This window comes from Rhizobium sp. No.120, assembly GCF_054558365.1.
In genome coordinates this window covers 843971-863487 of record NZ_BAAJNQ010000001.1, presented here as the reverse complement: position 1 = coordinate 863487, position 19517 = coordinate 843971, and the positions used below count along the sequence as shown (strand labels likewise).

25 protein-coding genes and 1 pseudogene are annotated in these 19517 nt (G+C 55.2%); 16 read left to right on the top strand and 10 right to left on the bottom strand.

Features of this window, described 5'->3' with window-relative positions; genetic code table 11:
* Window positions 1-114: 114 nt before the first annotated feature.
* Together ACYJRZ_RS04355 and ACYJRZ_RS04350 are read left to right on the top strand one after the other, a co-directional pair.
* Window positions 115-570 carry an SRPBCC family protein gene (locus tag ACYJRZ_RS04355; RefSeq protein WP_459456428.1) on the top strand — a complete coding sequence of 152 codons (456 nt, stop codon included), beginning with the start codon at window positions 115-117 and terminating at the stop codon, window positions 568-570.
* A gap of 159 nt (window positions 571-729) precedes the next feature.
* Entirely contained in the window at window positions 730-1782 is a 1053-nt protein-coding gene (locus ACYJRZ_RS04350; RefSeq protein ID WP_459456426.1) for an adenylate/guanylate cyclase domain-containing protein, read from the top strand.
* 36 nt (window positions 1783-1818) lie between these two features.
* On the opposite strand, the gene ACYJRZ_RS04345 is transcribed toward ACYJRZ_RS04350, so the two are convergent.
* The gene (locus ACYJRZ_RS04345; RefSeq protein WP_459456424.1) at window positions 1819-2346 is read right to left on the bottom strand and encodes a nucleoside deaminase; all 528 of its coding nucleotides are present in this window, start codon (window positions 2344-2346) and stop codon (window positions 1819-1821) included.
* A 457-nt stretch (window positions 2347-2803) separates the two neighbouring features.
* Between ACYJRZ_RS04345 and ACYJRZ_RS04340 the strand changes: the two genes are divergently transcribed.
* Window positions 2804-3016: a cold-shock protein gene (locus tag ACYJRZ_RS04340; protein WP_004109325.1), complete on the top strand. Its 213-nt coding sequence runs from the start codon at window positions 2804-2806 to the stop codon at window positions 3014-3016.
* A 100-nt stretch (window positions 3017-3116) separates the two neighbouring features.
* Here the strand turns inward: ACYJRZ_RS04340 and dusA are convergent, their stop codons facing one another.
* Window positions 3117-4163, bottom strand: a complete 1047-nt coding sequence (dusA, locus tag ACYJRZ_RS04335) for a tRNA dihydrouridine(20/20a) synthase DusA (protein ID WP_459456421.1) — start codon at window positions 4161-4163, stop codon at window positions 3117-3119.
* An 86-nt stretch (window positions 4164-4249) separates the two neighbouring features.
* Here dusA and ACYJRZ_RS04330 point away from each other — a divergent pair, with 86 nt between their 5' ends.
* Together ACYJRZ_RS04330 and ACYJRZ_RS04325 are read left to right on the top strand one after the other, a co-directional pair.
* Complete coding sequence (locus ACYJRZ_RS04330; protein WP_459456419.1) at window positions 4250-5347, top strand: site-specific integrase; 1098 nt, start codon at window positions 4250-4252, stop codon at window positions 5345-5347.
* A 108-nt stretch (window positions 5348-5455) separates the two neighbouring features.
* Window positions 5456-6640: a hypothetical protein gene (locus ACYJRZ_RS04325; protein WP_459456417.1), complete on the top strand. Its 1185-nt coding sequence runs from the start codon at window positions 5456-5458 to the stop codon at window positions 6638-6640.
* Window positions 6641-6718: 78 nt separating this feature from the next.
* Here the strand turns inward: ACYJRZ_RS04325 and ACYJRZ_RS04320 are convergent, their stop codons facing one another.
* On the bottom strand, window positions 6719-7393 hold the full coding sequence (locus ACYJRZ_RS04320) for a DUF4145 domain-containing protein (RefSeq protein WP_459456415.1): 675 nt from the start codon (window positions 7391-7393) through the stop codon (window positions 6719-6721).
* 579 nt (window positions 7394-7972) lie between these two features.
* On the opposite strand from ACYJRZ_RS04320, the gene ACYJRZ_RS04315 reads away from it, so the two are divergent.
* From ACYJRZ_RS04315 to ACYJRZ_RS04290, 6 genes are all read left to right on the top strand, one after another.
* Window positions 7973-8794, top strand: coding sequence for a hypothetical protein (locus tag ACYJRZ_RS04315; RefSeq protein ID WP_459456413.1), 822 nt, complete (start codon window positions 7973-7975; stop codon window positions 8792-8794).
* A gap of 130 nt (window positions 8795-8924) precedes the next feature.
* Window positions 8925-9143, top strand: coding sequence for a hypothetical protein (locus tag ACYJRZ_RS04310; RefSeq protein WP_459456411.1), 219 nt, complete (start codon window positions 8925-8927; stop codon window positions 9141-9143).
* Between the two features lie 87 nt (window positions 9144-9230).
* On the top strand, window positions 9231-9668 hold the full coding sequence (locus ACYJRZ_RS04305; protein ID WP_459456409.1) for a hypothetical protein: 438 nt from the start codon (window positions 9231-9233) through the stop codon (window positions 9666-9668).
* Between the two features lie 325 nt (window positions 9669-9993).
* The gene (locus ACYJRZ_RS04300; protein WP_459456407.1) at window positions 9994-10368 is read left to right on the top strand and encodes a hypothetical protein; all 375 of its coding nucleotides are present in this window, start codon (window positions 9994-9996) and stop codon (window positions 10366-10368) included.
* 649 nt (window positions 10369-11017) lie between these two features.
* On the top strand, window positions 11018-11248 hold the full coding sequence (locus ACYJRZ_RS04295; RefSeq protein ID WP_459456405.1) for a hypothetical protein: 231 nt from the start codon (window positions 11018-11020) through the stop codon (window positions 11246-11248).
* 430 nt (window positions 11249-11678) lie between these two features.
* Window positions 11679-11921 (top strand): hypothetical protein, encoded by a 243-nt coding sequence (locus ACYJRZ_RS04290; protein WP_459456935.1) that lies wholly within the window; start codon window positions 11679-11681, stop codon window positions 11919-11921.
* On the opposite strand, the gene ACYJRZ_RS04285 is transcribed toward ACYJRZ_RS04290, so the two are convergent.
* Together ACYJRZ_RS04285 and ACYJRZ_RS04280 are read right to left on the bottom strand one after the other, a co-directional pair.
* Window positions 11907-12233, bottom strand: a complete 327-nt coding sequence (locus ACYJRZ_RS04285; protein WP_459456403.1) for an HNH endonuclease — start codon at window positions 12231-12233, stop codon at window positions 11907-11909. The two genes, ACYJRZ_RS04290 and ACYJRZ_RS04285, sit on opposite strands and share 15 nt — an antisense overlap.
* 171 nt (window positions 12234-12404) lie before the next feature.
* Window positions 12405-12650, bottom strand: coding sequence for a hypothetical protein (locus ACYJRZ_RS04280; RefSeq protein WP_459456401.1), 246 nt, complete (start codon window positions 12648-12650; stop codon window positions 12405-12407).
* A gap of 104 nt (window positions 12651-12754) precedes the next feature.
* On the opposite strand from ACYJRZ_RS04280, the pseudogene ACYJRZ_RS04275 reads away from it, so the two are divergent.
* The 4 genes and pseudogenes from ACYJRZ_RS04275 to ACYJRZ_RS04260 form a co-directional block, all read left to right on the top strand.
* Window positions 12755-12970 (top strand): annotated as a pseudogene (locus ACYJRZ_RS04275) (helix-turn-helix domain-containing protein); the annotation flags it as partial.
* 182 nt (window positions 12971-13152) lie between these two features.
* The gene (locus ACYJRZ_RS04270) at window positions 13153-13347 is read left to right on the top strand and encodes a hypothetical protein (RefSeq protein WP_459456399.1); all 195 of its coding nucleotides are present in this window, start codon (window positions 13153-13155) and stop codon (window positions 13345-13347) included.
* Between the two features lie 112 nt (window positions 13348-13459).
* The gene (locus ACYJRZ_RS04265) at window positions 13460-13969 is read left to right on the top strand and encodes a helix-turn-helix domain-containing protein (RefSeq protein ID WP_459456397.1); all 510 of its coding nucleotides are present in this window, start codon (window positions 13460-13462) and stop codon (window positions 13967-13969) included.
* 141 nt (window positions 13970-14110) lie between these two features.
* Window positions 14111-14362, top strand: coding sequence for a DUF982 domain-containing protein (locus ACYJRZ_RS04260; protein ID WP_459456395.1), 252 nt, complete (start codon window positions 14111-14113; stop codon window positions 14360-14362).
* A 16-nt stretch (window positions 14363-14378) separates the two neighbouring features.
* Here ACYJRZ_RS04260 and ACYJRZ_RS04255 read toward each other — a convergent pair whose 3' ends face one another.
* A complete protein-coding gene (locus tag ACYJRZ_RS04255) occupies window positions 14379-14801 on the bottom strand; it encodes a hypothetical protein (RefSeq protein WP_459456393.1) in 423 nt (140 codons plus the stop codon).
* A gap of 42 nt (window positions 14802-14843) precedes the next feature.
* Between ACYJRZ_RS04255 and ACYJRZ_RS04250 the strand changes: the two genes are divergently transcribed.
* Complete coding sequence (locus tag ACYJRZ_RS04250) at window positions 14844-15683, top strand: Shedu anti-phage system protein SduA domain-containing protein (RefSeq protein ID WP_459456391.1); 840 nt, start codon at window positions 14844-14846, stop codon at window positions 15681-15683.
* 756 nt (window positions 15684-16439) lie between these two features.
* Here the strand turns inward: ACYJRZ_RS04250 and ACYJRZ_RS04245 are convergent.
* The 4 genes from ACYJRZ_RS04245 to ACYJRZ_RS04230 all read right to left on the bottom strand — a co-directional run bounded on the left by ACYJRZ_RS04245 (window position 16440) and on the right by ACYJRZ_RS04230 (window position 19182).
* Window positions 16440-16598, bottom strand: coding sequence for a hypothetical protein (locus tag ACYJRZ_RS04245; protein ID WP_459456389.1), 159 nt, complete (start codon window positions 16596-16598; stop codon window positions 16440-16442).
* Window positions 16599-17230: 632 nt separating this feature from the next.
* The gene (locus tag ACYJRZ_RS04240; protein WP_459456387.1) at window positions 17231-17479 is read right to left on the bottom strand and encodes a hypothetical protein; all 249 of its coding nucleotides are present in this window, start codon (window positions 17477-17479) and stop codon (window positions 17231-17233) included.
* Window positions 17480-17524: 45 nt separating this feature from the next.
* The gene (locus ACYJRZ_RS04235) at window positions 17525-18055 is read right to left on the bottom strand and encodes a phospholipase D family nuclease (protein WP_459456385.1); all 531 of its coding nucleotides are present in this window, start codon (window positions 18053-18055) and stop codon (window positions 17525-17527) included.
* A gap of 113 nt (window positions 18056-18168) precedes the next feature.
* Window positions 18169-19182, bottom strand: a complete 1014-nt coding sequence (locus ACYJRZ_RS04230) for a hypothetical protein (protein WP_459456383.1) — start codon at window positions 19180-19182, stop codon at window positions 18169-18171.
* Window positions 19183-19517: the final 335 nt, after the last annotated feature.

The following is a 19517-nucleotide window of genomic DNA, read 5'->3' as shown; positions in this document are numbered from 1 at the left end:
GACGAAGCCGCAGCCGCTACATGCCATCATATGAGGAGACCCACGGAGGAGACGGAAGGCGTTTGAGCACATACCGGTCCGATGGGAAGCGATAGAAACCTGGGAGAAAGACCGATGTCCGAGCCTTTGATCGTCCGTCGCGAGACCCATGTCTCGGCGCCGCCTGCTGCGATATTCGCACTGCTGACCGACCCCGAAAAGATCCTGCGCTGGATGGGCACGGAAGCCCGGACGGAGCCGGAGCCCGGCGGCATCTATCTCGTCAACGTCACTGGCGCCCGTGCCGCGCGGGGCACTTTCCGCGAAGTCGTGCCGGTTCATCGCCTCGCCTACAGCTTCGGCTGGGAAGGCAGCGAGGAAGTGCCTCCCGAATCGACCCTTGTAGAGATTGATCTGATCGAGCAACCCGACGGGACGCTGGTGCGTCTCACCCATACCGGCCTGCCGACCGTCGAACAATGCGAAGCGCATGCAAAAGGTTGGGCGCATTATCTCGATCGCATGGCCGCAGTGGCCGCAGGACGCGATCCCGGTCCGGACCCCATGCGCGGTCACGACGGCAGGAGCTGACGGAAATCTGAGCGCGGCGCCATCGGGCTAGATGCTCGGATATCCGCGATATCACCGACTAGAGACAGCAATTGCCAGTGTCATTCTGTTTTCCAAAGCCGTCGGCATGGCCTCACCGGCACGGATGACAGCCGGCAAGCTCCATGGCATGATCGCCGCATGGATTTGCCCGCGCCCCTTGCCTGGCTGGTTGACGAAGCCGGTACCTCGCCCAGCCCCGAACGCTTCTTGGCTGATCTGGGCGGACACCTGTCGGCTGCCGGCCTCCCGCTTGCCGGCAGTGCCCTGACGCTGGCCGCACCGCATCCGATCATTACGCAGCATACATGGCTCTGGCGTGCCGAAACCGGCGCGGTGACCGAAGCTCTCGGCTTCGCCGGCACAGCACTCGGACAGGCCGGTCGCGATTGGCTCGGCGATTTCGGCCCGATATGCGAGAAGACGATCGGGATTGCGCCGGGCAATTCCGTGCTTGCATGGGCCGGCACACGGCCGTTCAGCGCCTCCGAAGCAGAAAACCTGCGCGAGATCGCCCGATTTGCGGCAGCCCCCTTGGCGGGATTGGCCGCTCGCGCCACTTTATCGACCCTGCTCGAAGCCTATCTTGGCCGCCGAAGTGCGGCGCGCGTGCAGGCCGGCGCGCTCAGCCGCAGTAGCGGCGAGACCATCCGCGCAGCTCTGCTCTGCGCCGATCTGCGGGATTTCACCGCTCTTTCCGAAGCGACGGAACCGACCGTCATGATCGCGTCACTCGATGCCTGGTTCGATCGCGTCGCCGGCGCCGTGCATGCCTTCGGCGGCGAAGTGCTGAAATTCATGGGCGACGGCGTACTGGCAATCTTCCCAGTCACTGGAACACCGAAGGAAGCCTGCGAAGCCGCCTTGCGCGCCGCCACCGCCATACGCGCCGGCATGGCACATCTCGATGCGACGCGGGTAAGTCAGGGTCTGCCGTCGCTCCCCTTTGGCGTCGCGCTGCATTTCGGCGACATGCTCTGGGGCAACATCGGCGCCGCCGACCGGCTGGACTTCACCGCGATCGGCCCCGCCGTCAACCTCGTCAGCCGACTGGAGGGCCTCTGCAAGCCGCTCGGACACAATATCCTCGTTTCGGGGTCGGTCGCGGCCGAGACGGCGATGCCCCTGCTGGCCTTGGGCAATCATGAACTGCGAGGGATTGCGGAGCCTTGCACGGTCTTTACACCGAGCTAGCGTTGGTATTCCCCAACGCCCGTCCAGGAGCATGCGTCAACCTTGTAAGGCGGGAAGATCGGCTCTTACGGCTGCCTGAAAATGCGAAGCACCGCCCGTCAGCCAGAATTCCTCGGTCGTCGTCTCAAGAAACTTCGCAAACAGCTCGCACGCTTCCTGGCGGCGAACGCCTCCGACGACTTCTACCGCTCTTGAAATATGCCTAGGGGGAGAATTCTCCAGTTTCGTATGCGCACAACCACCATATGCATCGGACATGGCAAAGACGAGGCGGCTTATAGGCAAATGGAGCATAGTGCCGAAGCACATGATGCAAGGTTCCAGCGTTGTATAAAGTGTCAGCTTATCGCTTCGCGACAAGGTGTAATCACCAGTAAATACCTGATGAAACAGGTTCATTTCCGCATGATTCAGGTGATTCGATATCATGGTTTTATGCGCCCGCCCCAAAATCCGGCTTCCCGCCACTAGGACGGCGCCAACGGGAAAGACGCCTTTCTCTAGAGCGGCTTCTGCCTCTTCCAAAGCCAGCCCCATCACATCAACATCGCTCAATTCTGCCATGCGCCCACCTAAGCGTCCTTATCAAAGGTTGTGACCTTGGAAAGTACCGACTTTTACAAGACCTGCAACGGCTGCCTCTCTTACAAAATCAATTTTGACCTAAGTTTCAGGAATAGGCAGCTTCCTCATTATATGGGCTGCAAATAGTGGATTCGTCGGGCAATCGAGGCGATCGCCTTTCAACCTATTGATTTGTCTTTCATTACGGCTGCCGACTAAAACACCTCTTGCCTTTTTCCACAAACCCTGTCACCCATATGCATGCTCGGGCATTTGCATGCCGGTGACTGGACTGATTTGGTGATCCGCTTGCGGCAGGCAGCGGTTGGGTCTTCTGACCCGCGCAGACGTTCTTTCCCCGTACGTGACTTCTCGACTGGCTTTCGCATGTTGCGGAAGCAAAGCCGTCCGGGTTCATCCGGATAAACTAAGACTGATGGGTAAAGGACTATCCCCCATGGCCACCAAGGGCACCGTAAAATTCTTCAACCAGGACAAGGGTTTTGGTTTCATCACTCCTGACGGCGGCGCGAAGGACGTTTTCGTCCACATCTCCGCTCTTCAGGCTTCCGGCATCCAGTCGCTGCGCGAAGGCCAGCAGGTAACCTTCGACACCGAGCCGGATCGCATGGGCAAGGGCCCGAAGGCTGTCAACATCCAGGCTAACTAAGCCTCGGGTGACTGCCTGAATAAGGTTTCGGACGGCGCGGTGCAAACCGCGCCGTTTTTCGTTTACCCGGACGAGTTCTGTGGCAGGCTCGGGCTCTATCTCAAGCGCTGACCCGCTCCGACTCAGCGCTGAAATCCACTGCCGCGAAGGCGGCCGCAATCACCTCCGGCCCCGCGCCTGTCTTGTTGGCGTCGGTGGATAGGATCTGGCGATAGCGGCGTGAGCCCGGCAGGCCGGTGAAGAGGCCGACCATATGCCGCGCGACATGCTGCAGGCGGCCGCCATTGGCGATATGGCGCTCCACGTAATCCGTCATCCGGTCGCGCAGCCCGTTCCAGTCAGCCTCGGCGGCCGGTTCGCCAAAAAAGCGATGGTCAACGTCTGCAAGAATGGCGGCATTCTGATAGGCGGCGCGGCCGAGCATGACGCCGTCGACATGGGCGAGATGCACTTCCGCCTGATCCAGCCTCTGGATGCCGCCATTGATGCCGATGAAGACCTCGGGCCAACGCTGCTTCATGCGATAGACGATGTCATAATCCAGCGGCGGGATCTCGCGGTTCTCCTTCGGCGACAGGCCCTTCAGCCAAGCCTTGCGCGCATGGATCCAGATCGCGTCCGCACCGGCATCGAGCACGCGCGTCATCAGCTCCGGCAAGGCCTCTTCCGGCTCCTGCTCATCGACGCCGATCCGGCATTTCACTGTGACGGGCGCCTTCGATACCGCCTTCATCGCGGCGATACAGGATGCCACCGTCTCCGGCGTCAGCATCAGGCAGGCGCCGAAGGTGCCTGACTGTACCCGATCCGAGGGACAGCCGACATTCAGGTTGATCTCGTCATAGTTATAGGCTTCCGCGATCCGCAGCGCCTCGACAAGCTTGGCCGGATCGGAGCCACCGAGTTGCAGTGCAACGGGATGCTCGCTGACATCATGCCCCAGCAGCCGGTCGCGCGGCCCGTGAATGATCGCATCGGCCACCACCATCTCGGTATAGAGAAGCGCATGCCGGCTTATCTGCCGATGCAGGTACCTGCAATGGCGGTCAGTCCAGTCGATCATAGGGGCTACCGCAAAGATCTTGCGGCCAGTTTTCCTGGATTTTTCGTATAAATTCAAGTCGTTGACACCGTTGTCGTTTGTCATTTTCTGTCAGGCTTTTTCTTGCCGTTGCAGCGCTTTTCAGCCTGCGGTACAACAATGTAGCACTTAAGCGCAGGAATGTTGTACCGATGGGAACGATAAACGCACGCAAACGCAAGGATGGCTCAACCGGGTATACCGCGCAAATACTCCGAAAAAAAGGTGGAGTCATAGTTTGGCGCGAGGCAAAGACTTTCGATAAGGACCGCGAGGCCAAGGCATGGATACGTTGGCGGGAAGCCGAACTTGACAAGCCTGGTGCTATTGAGCAGCTCTCCAAAGAAGATGCGACCCTGGCTGATGCCATAGACAAGTATGTTGCTGCGAAGCGGACAATCGGCCGAACAAAGGAGCAGGTGCTAAGAAGCATCAAAACCTACCCTATTGCGTTGAAGGCCAGCCGAACGATCCGCAGCAATGACATCGTTGGATTCGCAGACGAACTGCTCGCAGGCGGCCGAAAGCCTCAGACGGTAGGCAACTACATTTCGCACCTGGCCGCCGTATTTCGAGATGCCAAGGCAGCTTGGGACATCGATCTCGACTACGCCGAGATGCAGACTGCGCAGCGTACGCTGAAACGATTGGAGAAAATCTCCAAGTCGGAAGAGCGCGTGCGCCGCCCTACCCTCGATGAACTTGATATTCTCATGCAGCATTTTGCCGATCGTCAGATCCGCTCCCCAGATTCTGCTCCGATGTGCAAGCTGATCGCTTTTGCAATTTTCTCCACCCGGCGCCAGGAAGAGATCACACGCATCGCCTGGGATGATCTGGATGAGGCGCACAGCCGTGTACTCGTTCGCGATTTAAAGCATCCAGGCCAGAAAAAGGGAAATAACGTCTGGTGCGAATTGGTGCCTGAGGCAATGGCCATCATCAAATCAATGCCGAAGACGAGCAAGGAGATATTTCCATATAACGCCGATACGATCAGCGCCGCTTTCACACGCGCTACCGCCTTCCTGGGCATCAATACGGAGGAAACTCCGGACGAAGAGCGTTTGGTATTTCACTCTTTGCGGCATGAGGGCATTTCGCGCTTATTTGAAATGGGTCGAACCATCCCGCTTGCCGCCAGTGTCTCCGGTCATCGGACCTGGAATTCGCTAAAGCGCTACACCGACATCAAGGAGGTAGGCGACAAGTACGCCGGATGGAAGTGGCTAGACATTATTACGATGTAGCGGCCACCGTTAGCAACTTTCTGTGGACAATATGCTCTTTCAGTAGTTCCGCTAGCGTCTACTCGCTCAAGCGAGTAACCTCATGTTGAAGCGCTAAAGGCGGTAGAGATGAAGGCGGATAAGCTTCGTAATCTTCTGCAAGAGATGGAAAAGAGGCTTATACGTGTCGAGAAGTCCGTGCTCGAGATAGACGGCTCTCGAGATGGCACTCATCAGATTCTACAACAACTCATTACATTGAAATCTGAAGTCAGAAGGCTGCTCAGTAAAGTCGATTCCCTTCGAGTTGATGGAGTTGCCAAGCTAGAAACTCAAATTGAAGAATTGCGAGAAGTTGCTCGGCGCACCATGAGCGGGCATTTGCGCGACGACCGTCTGATTACCGTCATGAGGGCAATCGCTTTAGATAATCTGGGCCTTCTAAACCTAAGCGCTGGCCTTAAGATTGGCCTGAATCAAATTGGACCAAAGGACGTCCTTGAGGCAACTCCTGGCCAAAAGACAGCCGCCTTCAAATTTGCTTTCGAAAAAGAAGTGCTCGCAGTTGTAGATCAGCCCATAAAGCCGCATGAACGCGAAAAGGATATCGCATTTGCCGCACTTGAAACTGCTTTTGAGCACGGAGAGTACGTTAATAGAGATCTCGCCGGGACGAATGCATCTCCTCGCCTCCGAGACGCGTTCTTAAGACTTCAGTCCAGCCTAGCGTCCAACCGAAATATTGTTCAGGTCGGAGCAAATGCACAGATCTGCAATAGACTTGTAAATGCTGACGTGGGAGAGATGTCCTCCGCCCTTTTCGGTCTCCTGATCGGGCACATCGAAATGGTTTTCGCCGCGCTCTCTCAATTCGAAGAATGGCGCATATACTGCGAGAACGCAATGTCACTGCATCTCGATATAGGCACCATCGCGAAAATGACCGAGAACACTTTGCGGTTGGCCGAGCAATTGAGGGAGACGGAAGCTGCGGACCCGTCCGTAGCAGATGCGCTTGAAACCGTTACAGGTTGGGTTAGCGATCAAACGCCGCCTGATAAGCGAGATGTGTTCTCTCTGGTGCGAACCGTGGAGAACATTTGGTCTTCAGTTACGAGACGCGTTTTGTCATTTGGCGGCGAGATTGCGTCCGAAGCAAAAAAGCAGGCGGCAAAAGCACTTTTGGCGGTACTCATCGCCGGAGCCGCCGGATTAGTACCCATCGTAAGCAAGGTCCCGGGCGCTCAATGGATTGAGACTGCATACACATTTTTCAAAGCGAGCGCCGGCCAGCCACCATCAAAATCCGAGTGAAGCCGCCTCCAAGAGGCACCTCCTACTTGGGGGAAAGCGCGCACACCAACGTGGCCGCGAGATATCGCAGATTCGTCATCATCTCGGTTGAGCCCGCCTTGAAGCGACCTCGGTAGGAAGGGTGATGAGATACCGAAGGAACGAATCGCAGAACATTCGCGCCGCCTTCAGTTCTTCGCGGGTTACGCCGTCATCGTGTGCCCCATCATTTCCTATGAGTCGGATCTCATCCGCCCAATCGCCCAAGGACCTCGGCAGTTCGCCATTACTGACTAGCGTCTTGATTTTTGCGGCAAGGGTACCGGTCAAGGCAGGGTGACTAAACTTCAAAGCTCGCTCAAGCGCTCGCCGATACATTGTAGCGGCGGCTTCCTCGTGGTTCTCAAGGTCGAAGTTTGTTTCGGCCTGCTGAAAAGCCTTCAAAACATCGTCGGGAAGATGATCGGGGAACGGCGAGCCGGCGACGTTCACCTTAAATCTGGATATCTGATGCTCCGTGGCAGAAAGATTATTCGTTAGCGGGGCCACCATTGCCTGTTGCAGCGAATTCGCCACTCCTTGCCAGGTTGCTGTACCTTTATAGTCGACGACAAAAAGCGACGGCTTTTCACATCGCGAACAAACCACCATAACGTATCCGAAAGGGTAACGGCCGACTTGGTTGCCAGTCATCTGAGGGGAAGAATGTCCAGTAATTCGCATGGACACATCGTTAGCTTTGCACTCAGTGCAACTAGCGGAAATGACGCCCATCTTCTTCTCCGAAACGATGCCAGTCGCGATTCAATATCCGACGACCATAATAGCGAAATGGTAAACTGAATAGTTCGCGCCAAGAGGGAATTTGTCCTTTAAAAGATGTTGAGACCATCTATGGAGCATTTTTTTTGCAACGCGGTATTGAACGGCTGAGTTGCGGCCTCCACATCGTAGTGTACGACAGACAGCCGCGCGCTTGAGGTAGCCCCGGGCTGAAAAGCACCAATGCGATAAGCGTTGTTAGCGAGGAAACGGAAAAAACCTCAATAAAGTCTGGCGTGCGATACGCGGTTCACCAAGGACTTCGCACAAAGGGATAGGAGATGCGTATGAACGCTTCTTTGGTTCTCGAAGCCAGTCAGTCGACGAAGTCATTTCGATTGAAGCTTGATCTGAAGATCAGCATGGCTTCGATCATTGCCTTCTTCGGTCTGTAATGCGAAGCCCTCCTGCTTATTCAAGTGGGAGGGCTTTCTCGCACCATTGCTGATGTCCGCGCGCACGCTAGCTGTAGTACTGCGATGCGCGGCTGTTCCTTGTGCGCTATGCTTTGCTCAGCCATCTGAGGCCACAATGAAAGAAATACGAGCCGGCAAGTGGTTCGGCTATTGCAAATTCTGCGGTAAAGAAGAGCCGCTCTGCAACGCGCATTTGCTGCCTGATAGCATGAAGCGCCTGATCGTCGACTTCAAAGCACCTGGTGCCGCCGTGCAATCAGTCCATCTGGAGTCGCCACGCTCATATTCTACCCAGACATTGTCCTCAGACAGGAAAATTTTGTGCGCAAGCTGCGATGCTTATCTTGGCAAATTCGACAAAAAGCTGGTCGAACTGTTGTCAAGGTGGGCTGACCTTCCGGCCAGATCTCATCAGTTTTGGCGCCGGGAAGACTTGGTGTTCTATCGGGTTGAAGGCACCGTCTCGGATCTCTTTTTGGGCCTCCTGGTTAGCTTGCTTCGGTTCTCGTTTTCTGACCGGCACCCGGGGCTTCAGCTCGGAGCTGAAATTGAAAAGATGACCATCGATTCTCTCCTGGCGAATCGTGTCAGCGACGAGCTTTCTAGGTTTGTCGACCTGAAGGTTCTGGGCTGTCACCGCGCACTGGTTGCGGAGGGTGCTGATCTATCACGAGTGATCGCACAGTCACCGTTCTATGGGGAAGTCGACGGCGCCAACGTTTTCGTGTTCGAAACGCTTGGTTTAACATCGATTTTTAAAATCGGATCATCGGATTGGGGGCCTTTGTTTGCGAGAATTACCAGCCCAGTACAGGAATGGGACCAAGTCAGAATTATTGGTATGCACTTCAGCGGGACAAATATCACTCGCGCCCTCAACGCCGCGATCGAAGTTCGTCGCGCCGCGCTTTTGACCCAAACTACCGAGCTATTCTGACAAGGGGGTCGGCATTCTTCACCACCTTCTACCTTCACCTGACAGCAAGTCCTAACGCCGCAGGGCTTTCCGGCGCTCTCGCCCTCCCCCGCGACGGCTCCCACAAATCGCAAACGCTGAGGGCGCAGAAATGCCAAAGCTTTTGAACATCATTTTTCGGTGTGTTTGGGCGTTCGGCGTAATTTCTGCAGCTGTAGGGTTCGGTGCAGCATGGGGCTGGCATAAGCATGGACTGGTTGCGGCGATCGCGCTTGGGTTTGTTGGTCTGGTGGTCAGCTGGCCGGCGGCATATTCACCCGCACTCTTCTTTCAATTTCTGGCTGAAATGCTGGCCGAGTTAGTTTCATGACGCTCGGTTCGACCGTCTTGCCTTCAGTCAACGTTTGCGCGACTTTCCTGGAGCTCGGCACGAAAAAGCTGCGGTAGGGAAAATGGCATGAACGATCCTTCCGATCCCAACATCGATTTCATCGAGATGAGAGAAGCGATCGAAGACGCTCCGCGCGACGAGTCCGCTGGGCAACTATGGCTACTTGCTGTGGTTGCCGGAAGCTGTCTGATCTTCGGGATTCTTGTCTTTGGGATCTGGTCATGGCGTATCAGTCACTTCCCGCATGCAGTCGCGACTATCGCGGAAGTATGGAACCGGGAGGCCATTATGACAGATCGATTAGGCCGTGAGACTGGGCGTAAAACCATAACGGAAGGTCGAATCGAATTCACCCGCAGGCATGCAGGAAAATCATTTCCATGCGAAATGATAATCGAGTTGGGCGTGCCGAACGACAATTTTGCGGTCGGGCAAAAGCTCGATGTCGTTCCGGCCACCGGCACATGTCAGCGAGTCGATGTCGTCAAGCGTATTCAAGACTGATCCGTTTAGCACCTGTTATGAAGGGTGGCTAATCCCGGAGCGGCAGCGTGGCATCTTCTGCCACGAGTGAAGCCATGGCCAGAACTGGCTCCCCGTTGCAACGATCGCAGCAACCGATATTTGTGAATGGAGGTTTAGCTCACTCTCCATCGGGGGGACGTTGGTCGGGAAGCTTCGCCGTAGCGATGGCTGATAGATGTCAGCTCTTACCGATTTCGCTGAGTGGGATTGGGCCACGAGGAGGGCCTAGCCCTGCCTGGCCACCCTTTCTCGTACAAATGATCCGTAGTATAAGTTGAGTATTTAACCGGGAGGGCCACCGGAAATGTTTCGACTTATCCGTTTTCTGGTTGTCGTTTACCTTGTAATTACCGCCGTTGACTATATGCGCGACAATATTCCAAATTGGGGAAACTTCATGAAGCTTCCTCTGCCTGCGCTTCCGCCTAACATTGCGGATATGCTTGGCGACCGCGCTGCAGAAATAAATAGGCAGGCCGACAAACTTGCCAAAATGGCAGAAGATTTAGCTAACCACCCGCCGCCGGGTCTCAATTTTCCTAATCCTCTTTCTGCAGTCACCCCTGGCCCATCGCCACAAGATATACAGACGAAAGCCAAAGAACTTCATGAGGAAACGCAAAAGCTGGCGAAGCAATTGCACTTGCCCAGCCCACAACACCCAATACCCGGACTCTGAAAAAGTTTGCGCAGACGCGAACCTTACTCTCCAAACGATAAGCCCGACCAGCAGTTATGCTGATCGGGCGGCGAACAAATTCCATGCTCTACTTGGGCTGAGGGATTGTATTGATTATCCCTCGAAGCTCGATCACACTCATGCCGTGCGTTTAACAGCCTGCCGGAAGCGAAGCTGATTATCGTCAATGAATACCACACCTATCGAGTTCACCAAGATTGGTAAAAATGATCTCCGGCTCATAAGAGCTGGATACGAGGGAGGTCTGTCTCCCCAAACTGACGGCGGCTGGTATTGGTGGTTACGCTCGTCAAGCGGGAGGTTCGCGGGATCTGCGGGCTCACTTGAAGGCGCCAAGAGCTCCTTGAGCATGATGATCCGCCGCATAGAAAGCGGTGAAGATCCCGCGATCTACACTTTGCGATACCAAGGGCCTTCCAAGTCGTAAGGCCGGAAAGCCTCGCCGAAGCTCGGCCTATGGGCGGCGCTGCAGTCTTGCCTAACGATCAGGCAATCCAGATCCTTTGGTAGCTACCCCCAATTTTCTTATGATCTTAGGTTAATATTTTAAGTTGTAGACAAATGCGTTGATATGCAGCTTCACGATGGTATGGTAGCGATATTGGAGCCTAAATTGTCGAGGGCACCTATGGCATCTAGCAACACATTCAATCATGTGAATGCTTTGGCCGACGACGCGATCACCGTTCGCATTACGAACGTCGATGGCAAGCTGGGCGCATCAATCGATTTTCCAACATTTCAGCATCCAGATGGAAAATTCTACAAAGCCAACAGGAATCACCAATACCCGGTTTCCGCCGCACTTTCCCAAGCCAATCAATTCTGCCTCAAACACCATTCAGCCACGTTGCGGTGATCATAGACGATGTTTCTATGTGGCTACCTGAGTGGGGCACGTTGGTGCGATAGACCACGCGGCTTAGCGTTCGCAGTGCCGGTATAAACTATTGCCGGGCTACCCTCCGGGTTTAGCCGACGGCGCTGGTAGCATATCCAGCGCTCCATATGGTCGGGGCGCGTCGGCCTCCCCTCGGATTGGCGCCCTACTGCCGGCCCAGGCGTTTACAGGGCTGATTTCAGGAATGCAACAATCTAAGGCCGCGCCCGGTCTCCCGCTGTTCGAATCCCCAACCGGGAAGGGTCGACTGCGGCACTACCGCTCGGCACGCGCCAGGAGCTGCCGGCAGCGTTCGTTTCGCCAGTTGGCGTGCGCCACTCTATTGCCCTCACTTTCGCTGGAACATCCCTCCCCCACACGTGTTTTCCTTCCCACAAAGAAGGAGGACATCATGACCGACGAACTAAGTGCCGGCTTCACCGGCAAACCGACAGAGCCGCCCACAGGCGCGCGGAAGGTCGCAAGGGATGCCAGGGACGCTGTTGTGCGTGAAAGCACGGCAGTAGCCACGGGCGCCGCTGAGCATCCGCGCACGGCCGCCGGGATCGTATTGACGATCGGCGCCCTCGCTTTCGCAATCGGCTATGTCATGGGCCGTGACGCGGCGTCAAATGACTCACGCTGGTGGTGACCGGGCTGGTGATGAGCGCGGCGCGACGCATCTCACGAACTTGCTGATCTCGCCCCGCTTGAAAGAACGGTAGGTCAACCAGTCAACCTCTCCTCTGCCGTCATTACACTCCTTGCACGCCATAGCCAGGTTATCTGGGTGGTTAGATCCACCGTCCGCCCGGCGCTGCAGGTGCTCGATGGCGGCGGCGTCGGGCCTCTGCTGGTCGCGCCAGCGATAGGAAAGAATGACATGCCTGTCGCAATAGCAGCATCTTCCGTCCTGCTTTGCGAAGAGCGTGAGCAAATAGCGTCGTTTCAGAGCCGTCTTCATTGGAGAACGGTAACACATCTCGACCAAAAAACCGCCGGTTGGTGAGGCCGGCGGCGCGCTTGTGGTGGCGGTGGTATTGGTGGCCTGCCGCCGACATTGCGGCGAACAGCGACAGGCCGGCGCCCAGGGCAAGGCGCTTAGTGGATCAGCGCGGCGCGCAGAGTTCAAAAATCAATGAATATGCTTGAGGGATCGACCACAGACGTATTTTCGGCTTGGCGCTGTGGTCACAGGAATAATGGCGTAAATCTCGACGCCCATAATCGTGCGGTGGCGGCCGACCACGACGGCGCTCTCTCCGTGGTAGTCGACAAAATTGTCTAATTTAAAAGTCCAGTCGGCGGTGTAGACGCGGCGTCGTCTGCCGATTAGACCGCGCGGCAAAAGAGTTCTTTCTGGATGCGTATGCGCTTGCACTGTATCGCTCCTCATTGTCACTGTGGTGGCTACGTGATACCTTTAGCTCAAGGTGATGCGTTAGTCAACACCTTTGGATATCTTTGATACTAAAGGATCATTTCATGCTCTCTGGCAGGCAAATTTCGGCCGCCCGCGCTCTCATTGGCATGTCGCAGGCAACACTCGCTCTAACGGCGAACATCTCCGTGCCGACGTTGAAGCGCATGGAGGCAAGCGAAGGCGCGGCCACCGGCATGCGGAACAACGTTGCCGCTGTCCGCACGGCACTCGAAACGGCGGGCGTCAAATTCCTAGAGGCTGGCGGCGTCGCGAGCGGACCAGGCGTCTCACTGCATAAGCCAAACAGCACAACAATTGACGTCGACGAAAGCGAAGTTGTTCAATACCCCGAGAATCTTGAAAATGACGCGCCGCCCGGCGCGGGCGGCTGAAGAGGATAGGAATCGCGATGTCGGATGATTGGAACCTACCCGATGAGTGGATACATCAGCGGTCTTTGATGACCGATGAACAGGCCGAGATGACCCGGGATATTGTCGGCGCGATGCGCTCGTTTAACAACATGCTGAGGGAAGCTGGATCGCTAGGACTGAAGGTCGACTTGAACATACTGAGAATGTTTTTGTCCCGCGCTGGCGGCCAGATACAACTGATCGATTTGGCGATCGCGGTGAGGAATCACCCCCAAGCGTGAAAAACCGCACCGACTTCTTGACCGCCTGATCTCCGCGCAATAGCTTCCATTCGCGGCCCACCAATCCGCAAAGGCATCCCGTCCACCACCGGGGCAAAGGCGATCGGCATTCGTGCTGACGACAACAGACGTAATTGGTTGTGTGGTGGGTGATATGAAAAACGAAGCCTGGATTCAGAAGTCAGCGCAATATTACGTCCGCTTCACCGAGCCCCTTGACCCAGATCGGGGCTGGCGCCTTGAGGACGTGCAGCTTGCCTTCATGGCCGGAGCGCGCGAACAACCTATTCGCCGGCTACTCCCGATCGACGAGGTTGCCGAGCTCCTGGCGACTTCCGTTTCGACGATCCGCGATCTGATCCGCCATGGCGAACTTGTTTACGTCAAAGTTGGTCGAGGCACAGAGCGAAATCACGTGGCGATAGCGCCAGAAGAGGTGGAGAGCTTCCTAAAGCGCCATTCCAAACGGGACTTGATGCCGAGTGGACCGTCTACCGCGCGGCAATCGACACGGAAAACGAAGCTCCAGCTGTCAATCGAGCGAGCGACTGCAAACGATGGCTATTTTTCAGCTCAGCTCCCTGCGCGGCTGGCCGAGGCGAAGGCGAGAAAGAAGAAATGAACAACCAACCCCGCCCCATCAGCCCAACGGAAGCCGCCGCGTACCGTGGCGTTGCCGAATCGACATCATCAAAGTGGGTGGCAACGTACGAAATTCCGCCTATGAGCCGATGCCAAGCAGCCACAAATTCGAGGTTTCCCCATGACGCACAGAAAATGGAGCAAGGCGGTCACGCTCGCTCTTGAGAGCCCCGACGAATGGGTCATCATCGACACGACCCAAGCAGCCTCCTGGGCAATGATCGAGGACTGGCCGCTTGAGGAAGCCCCCGCGCTGGATCGTGCCTTGTCCGTCTGCGCCGACGTAATCAGCGGCAAGCGAACCCCAGAGGATGCTCGCCGAGCGTTCATCGATGCCGTCAACGAAGCCAAGATACCGATGAAGGAAGGTTGAGGTCGCGCCGCGGCTCCTAGCTTGCGCCCGCCTCAACACGGGCAATCAGGTCCGCACGCTCAGTTTCGCGGAGTTTGATAAGCGCGTCCATCTCGACGCCTTTGTCGAGGCTCGTGTTAGCGATGCGGTTGATATCGGCGCCAAGGGCAGTGCCGCGCTGCGCTGCAACTTGTATTGCCTTAACGGACCTGCCACTGGTTTCGGCGGTTGACGTAGCAAACGCAGATTCTGCGTTTGCTACTGATCTTCCTTGGGCAAGCGCGGATGCTCTACCACCAACGGCTTTTGCTGGGCCGTAGATCTCTTCATAAATCGCCTTGCGCCGAGCTACGTGCGCAGCCTCCTGCGCTGGTGAAAGCTCTGCGCGCTGCAGATTCTCGTCGATTTCCATGAGCTCGGCGCAACTCGCCCGATCAGAAATCGAGATTGCAGCGCTCATGCGCCTCCCTTACTACAGGTCGTCGCCACTCGGAGGAGCACAATGTTGGCATCTACACCCGATGAACTAGAAGCTTTGCGAGTCGAATATCTCGAGTTATTGGACAAGAACGAGAAAGAGCAGGTCTATCAAAAGTACATGGAGGCAAACACTCGGTTGATCCCGAGGGAGTTCATTCAGAATCACGGCGTCTCCTGCCGCGTGGTGCTGCGGAAGCTAGCGCTGGGGTCCGACTATAAGTCCGACTTCTTCTTCCTCTCCAAAAGCACGACGCATTGGAATGCCGTTCACATCGAAATCGAGAAGCCGTCTTCCAAATATTTCAAAGGTAACACCAACGAGTTTGCCCCTGGTTTCCAACGCGCCCTGCATCAGATCACGGACTGGAAAGCATGGTTTATTCGCGAAAACGAGCAGTCATTTCGGAGTTCGCTATCGGCGCTGCTGGTGCCCAGCCACATGGCCAAGAATCCCATCAAGCATAAGTACGTCATCGTCTATGGCCGCCGCGATGAGTATGAAGGAAACGACCTAAGGCGGACGAAGATCATGGCTCAGCAAAGCGATGATCTGAAAATAATGTCATTCGACAGTCTAGCGGAGGGCTTGGCTGGCAAGCCGGTTTTGGACATCGGAATCAGACGGAACGAATACATCGATCTGATGGCTGACAAAATTAATGATCCGGCTGTGCTTGCGTATATCGAGCCGACACAGTTCCGTATCAGTCAGACCCTTCACGCGAATATCGTGAGCAGGATCAATGGCGGCGGTATGTTCATCCAAAGAAATGAGGGTGGGAAACTTTGGAACGGCTACGAATACGTTGCTGATAATATTCGCGTTCGTAGCGATAAGAGCGAGATCGAAAGCGAAGTGTAAGATCAGCACGAGAAATTTATCGCGAGTATTTTTCGTTGAGGCCCTGAGCTTCCGCCCGACACCGGCGCGAATTCTTGAACGCTACCCCTTCGAGGGTAGCCGCCAACCCTGCCCTTTTCTAGAAACCTCCTCGCCTTCCGCAAAATATCAGCCTAGCTGGTTGATCTCTCAAAAGCTCGCGAGACCGGTCCGGTATCCCGGTTCAGATTTCATATGCTGTAAATTATTCTCGACTTTAACGCGATTCCGATGAAATGTCGGTTCACTGAGAAGGTGTATAGTCGAGGCTTATTCTGCAAATCACTGTTTTTATTGCTTTGGCCGTCGCGCTAGGAATTTCGGCGCAAGCGGAAGCGACCAACACCCCCTGCAGCGGACACAAGGGCGGCATCAACCATTGCCAGGGAAACACCTTTGTCTGTAACGACGGATCAGTTAGCGGGAGCAAAAAATCCTGCCCAGCTTACACTAGCGGCCTCGGGATAGCTGCGGGCCTCATGGGATCAGGGTCGATTGAGATGGCGCCGACAGAGACGGGAGATTGTTCCTGCGATAGCGGCAAATATTGCATAGGTCCCCGCGGCGGCCGCTTCTGTATCACCCATGAGGGGAAAAAAAGCTATATGCGGCACGATTGAACTGGAGGGATGAATGAAATCTCGTCTATCTATCATTGCAACAATACTCTTCGGCTTGTCATCCTCAGCCTACGCCGCAGACTTTCCACTCGCATCTTGCAGTGGATGGGGCGCAACCTTAGTCCAGCGCTCCGGCGTAGATAGCAAGCGAGCCTTGATAACGGGAATAGTCACCCAAGCGGATTTCGCCGAGTACTGCGAGCGGGACCCAGGCGGCGAGACAATAAAGTATGGCGGCAAGCTCACGGTCGAGCAGTGTATATCCCAGTATCAGCACGAGGTAGGCAATCAGAGCTATCGATCGGTCGCCAACTGCTCTACAAGAGAGCTTACATTCTTCTCACCTAAGCGAAACCCCAGAACGGTATCGTTCCCCTTGCCTGAGGATGCGGACACATCATGCGCGTCCGGCATGCCGCCGCTGGTAGCGCAATTCAAATTACTCTGCCCCACTGTAGCGGCCAAATACAATATTGAATGACAGATCAGCACTCCAACATCTTCAACCGGCTCTCCTAATTAGCAATTGTCTGCATATGGCCAGCGGTAACAACCAGACTGCTATAAAAACTCTTGCTCAATTATCACGCCGCCCGAGGGATTCGTTAAATGTGGCCGAAGCGAAACCAGCTGAATTTCAGAGGTATATTGCGTAGGGCATGGCTCACCTGGAGATACTTTATTCTCCTATTTGTCGGCTCCTACTTGGCACTCTGGATATACCCACGTGATTGGCTCATGATGATTTTGGGAATGTTGACTGTTGCGGTCGGCGGCAGCGCAGTAAATGGCCTTAAACTGAAGGATTGGCTGCCCAATCGTAAAAAACGAGGTGGCAAACCAAATTGAGAACTGAGTGTACCTTCCACGTCCCGGACTGTCGCTGGAATCGGCGAGCACCACCAACCTTCAACGACGTCGGCCAAAGTAAAACATCAAAGCCAGAAGCAAAATTGTAGGAATACCGGCGATACTGGAAAGCGCCGCATATCCCCAGAGATCCTGTGCCTCGCCGGTGCATTGAGCAAAGGGACAGACGACCTGTGCGGCCGTAACCAATGCCAAAAAGGCGACCGCGAGCAGGATTAGAAGTGCCAGGAGCGCGAAGGCCAACGTAAACGCGAAAATGCGATTGATAAACCCAATTCCCGCCTGCATTGCCTGGCCTTCTCTGGCTTACACTTCTCGCTGTTTTACATGAGCTCAGTTGTCCTGGCCATGCTGCTCGAAAGCTCTCGATACCTTTAGTCGGCTATCCCAATTCGAAATGAACTGACGCGCGAGCTCCGTGCTTTCCGTGAACGTCACGTTCTCTGCGTTCCGCTTCTGGGCTGCGGCGGTGAAATTGTACGACCCGCCGATAGTCAGATAACCGTCAATCACGATCACCTTGTTGTGGGCAATCGCAGGTTCGAAATCGATCCAGACCGGAACGCCGGCCGCCTCGAGCAGTGTCGCGCCCGAATATTTCCGCTCATTTGTCTTGTCGAGGATCGCGAGGACTTCGACGCCCCTGCCCGCGGCGCGCTGCAGCGCATGGATAATGGGGAAGGACGTGAAGCCATATGCCTGGATACGGATGGATGAGCGAGCGCGGTCGATCGCATCGATGATCTTGGTTTCGCACTGTTCGCCAGGCGTGAAGCAGACAGAGATCTGTGCCGTGACCGGCTTACCCGCATAAACCGGGCTTGCGAACATAAGGGCGACAATGGTGGCGGCGGCGATTCTCATCTCTGTTCTATAGCATCATTCTGGCCGCACCGGAGAGGTACCGAGAACAGTGTATTGGTAGCGCTGGCCCGTCTCGGTGGGGCTTTGGCCGCCGAAAACGCGACGCGGCAACTTCAAGCGGCTGAATGCGGATCAAATTCGTCAATTTCGACTTGATCTGACGTCGGTACCCACGATGGCGGGCTGATGGTCCAGCTGGCTTCTATGCGCGCGTGGCGCATCATGCCCTGTGGGAACTCTGCCAAAACGGCGTTATTGTGCGCAAGTACAGACACAATGCGCATTGATGCAAAAATTGCCCAGGCGGCGTCACTATACGTACACACGCCCCCTCGATGCGCAATTCCGTTTCGAACCTTATTCAGCCAATCAAGGCAGGCATCTGCATCTGCCCACATATCGCTAATGGACTTGCCGACCAGGATTTTGAGAAGCGGCCCAAGGTAAGTCTTAAGTCGCCTTTCCTTTATTCCGCGGACTATAAGATCGCGCGCATCAGAATCAACCAAGCCTTTGGACGCTAACAGATTTTCAATCATCGTCTGGACGGTGTCATCTAAAATTGAATGGGCGATAATCACGGCCTCGGAATGATAGCCATGATCAGCTAGGTCGAAAGATCGGAGATATCTTCTCCCCAAGACGAAAGAATCACCTGCCACATGGCATTTGGCCAACTCAGTCGTGCCGTGAGGATCGAAGTTGCCGCTAAGGTTTAGTGCGAGGTTTACGATCCCAATACCAGCGCCATTTACTGTCACTGTATAGAAAAGAGTATCTCCCTTGCCAACCGAGCGGAGCCGCAATCCATCAGCATGCCCTACCCTTACGAGCTTAAAAGCTTCGATAAGCTTGTTGGCAGCATATAACGCATCTTGCAGCGGTAAGTAGCGCTCAAAACTGTTGCTTTCAAGCCGAGCGCGTGTCCGATTTTTCCTGTCCCTCCACGTCACATCAAATCTTGTACTGGTTGTAGGCAATTGAATTGTCCACGACGAGTCGATTTGAATTTCGGAGGGATAGCTGACACGGATCTGCTTGCCATCCACAATGTAAAGCGTCGGTTCGATCGGTCCTCTGACCGGAAGGACGATTGTGTAGCAAATTTCTGCATTTTGTTCGTCCATTGACATTTGTTCCGTTAAGTAGATTTGAGCACAACGAACACATTTCAGATGTCGTTAGCAACCACAGCTTGCGAGATAATCACAAGCGAATGCCGCCTTGCATTCCGCCTAGTGAATAACCGATTTAAGCATTTAGCCGCTTCATCATCAGCTTGGGAAGCTCGATCTAATGCATATGGTCGCAAGCACTTAGTTGTAAAACCCTGCCGTTCGCGCCGGAAAAAGCCGTTTAGAATCAATGGGCCCGTAAAACGCCACGCCGCAAAGAATCGGTTTTTCCGGTGGATATTGACTCTTCTGCAAAATGAGAACATTTATAGAACAAACTAGGGAAG

What these genes read in the sequence shown, in the direction of transcription:
- ACYJRZ_RS04355 (WP_459456428.1), top strand. Translation starts at nt 115, where the DNA reads ATGTCCGAGCCTTTGATCGTCCGTCGCGAGACCCATGTCTCGGCGCCG.
- ACYJRZ_RS04350 (WP_459456426.1), top strand. Translation starts at nt 730, where the DNA reads ATGGATTTGCCCGCGCCCCTTGCCTGGCTGGTTGACGAAGCCGGTACC.
- ACYJRZ_RS04345 (WP_459456424.1), bottom strand. Translation starts at nt 2,346, where the DNA reads ATGGCAGAATTGAGCGATGTTGATGTGATGGGGCTGGCTTTGGAAGAG.
- ACYJRZ_RS04340 (WP_004109325.1), top strand. Translation starts at nt 2,804, where the DNA reads ATGGCCACCAAGGGCACCGTAAAATTCTTCAACCAGGACAAGGGTTTT.
- dusA (WP_459456421.1), bottom strand. Translation starts at nt 4,163, where the DNA reads ATGACAAACGACAACGGTGTCAACGACTTGAATTTATACGAAAAATCC.
- ACYJRZ_RS04330 (WP_459456419.1), top strand. Translation starts at nt 4,250, where the DNA reads ATGGGAACGATAAACGCACGCAAACGCAAGGATGGCTCAACCGGGTAT.
- ACYJRZ_RS04325 (WP_459456417.1), top strand. Translation starts at nt 5,456, where the DNA reads ATGAAGGCGGATAAGCTTCGTAATCTTCTGCAAGAGATGGAAAAGAGG.
- ACYJRZ_RS04320 (WP_459456415.1), bottom strand. Translation starts at nt 7,393, where the DNA reads ATGGGCGTCATTTCCGCTAGTTGCACTGAGTGCAAAGCTAACGATGTG.
- ACYJRZ_RS04315 (WP_459456413.1), top strand. Translation starts at nt 7,973, where the DNA reads ATGAAAGAAATACGAGCCGGCAAGTGGTTCGGCTATTGCAAATTCTGC.
- ACYJRZ_RS04310 (WP_459456411.1), top strand. Translation starts at nt 8,925, where the DNA reads ATGCCAAAGCTTTTGAACATCATTTTTCGGTGTGTTTGGGCGTTCGGC.
- ACYJRZ_RS04305 (WP_459456409.1), top strand. Translation starts at nt 9,231, where the DNA reads ATGAACGATCCTTCCGATCCCAACATCGATTTCATCGAGATGAGAGAA.
- ACYJRZ_RS04300 (WP_459456407.1), top strand. Translation starts at nt 9,994, where the DNA reads ATGTTTCGACTTATCCGTTTTCTGGTTGTCGTTTACCTTGTAATTACC.
- ACYJRZ_RS04295 (WP_459456405.1), top strand. Translation starts at nt 11,018, where the DNA reads ATGGCATCTAGCAACACATTCAATCATGTGAATGCTTTGGCCGACGAC.
- ACYJRZ_RS04285 (WP_459456403.1), bottom strand. Translation starts at nt 12,233, where the DNA reads ATGAAGACGGCTCTGAAACGACGCTATTTGCTCACGCTCTTCGCAAAG.
- ACYJRZ_RS04270 (WP_459456399.1), top strand. Translation starts at nt 13,153, where the DNA reads ATGACCGATGAACAGGCCGAGATGACCCGGGATATTGTCGGCGCGATG.
- ACYJRZ_RS04260 (WP_459456395.1), top strand. Translation starts at nt 14,111, where the DNA reads ATGACGCACAGAAAATGGAGCAAGGCGGTCACGCTCGCTCTTGAGAGC.
- ACYJRZ_RS04255 (WP_459456393.1), bottom strand. Translation starts at nt 14,801, where the DNA reads ATGAGCGCTGCAATCTCGATTTCTGATCGGGCGAGTTGCGCCGAGCTC.
- ACYJRZ_RS04250 (WP_459456391.1), top strand. Translation starts at nt 14,844, where the DNA reads ATGTTGGCATCTACACCCGATGAACTAGAAGCTTTGCGAGTCGAATAT.
- ACYJRZ_RS04240 (WP_459456387.1), bottom strand. Translation starts at nt 17,479, where the DNA reads ATGCAGGCGGGAATTGGGTTTATCAATCGCATTTTCGCGTTTACGTTG.
- ACYJRZ_RS04235 (WP_459456385.1), bottom strand. Translation starts at nt 18,055, where the DNA reads ATGAGAATCGCCGCCGCCACCATTGTCGCCCTTATGTTCGCAAGCCCG.
- ACYJRZ_RS04230 (WP_459456383.1), bottom strand. Translation starts at nt 19,182, where the DNA reads ATGGACGAACAAAATGCAGAAATTTGCTACACAATCGTCCTTCCGGTC.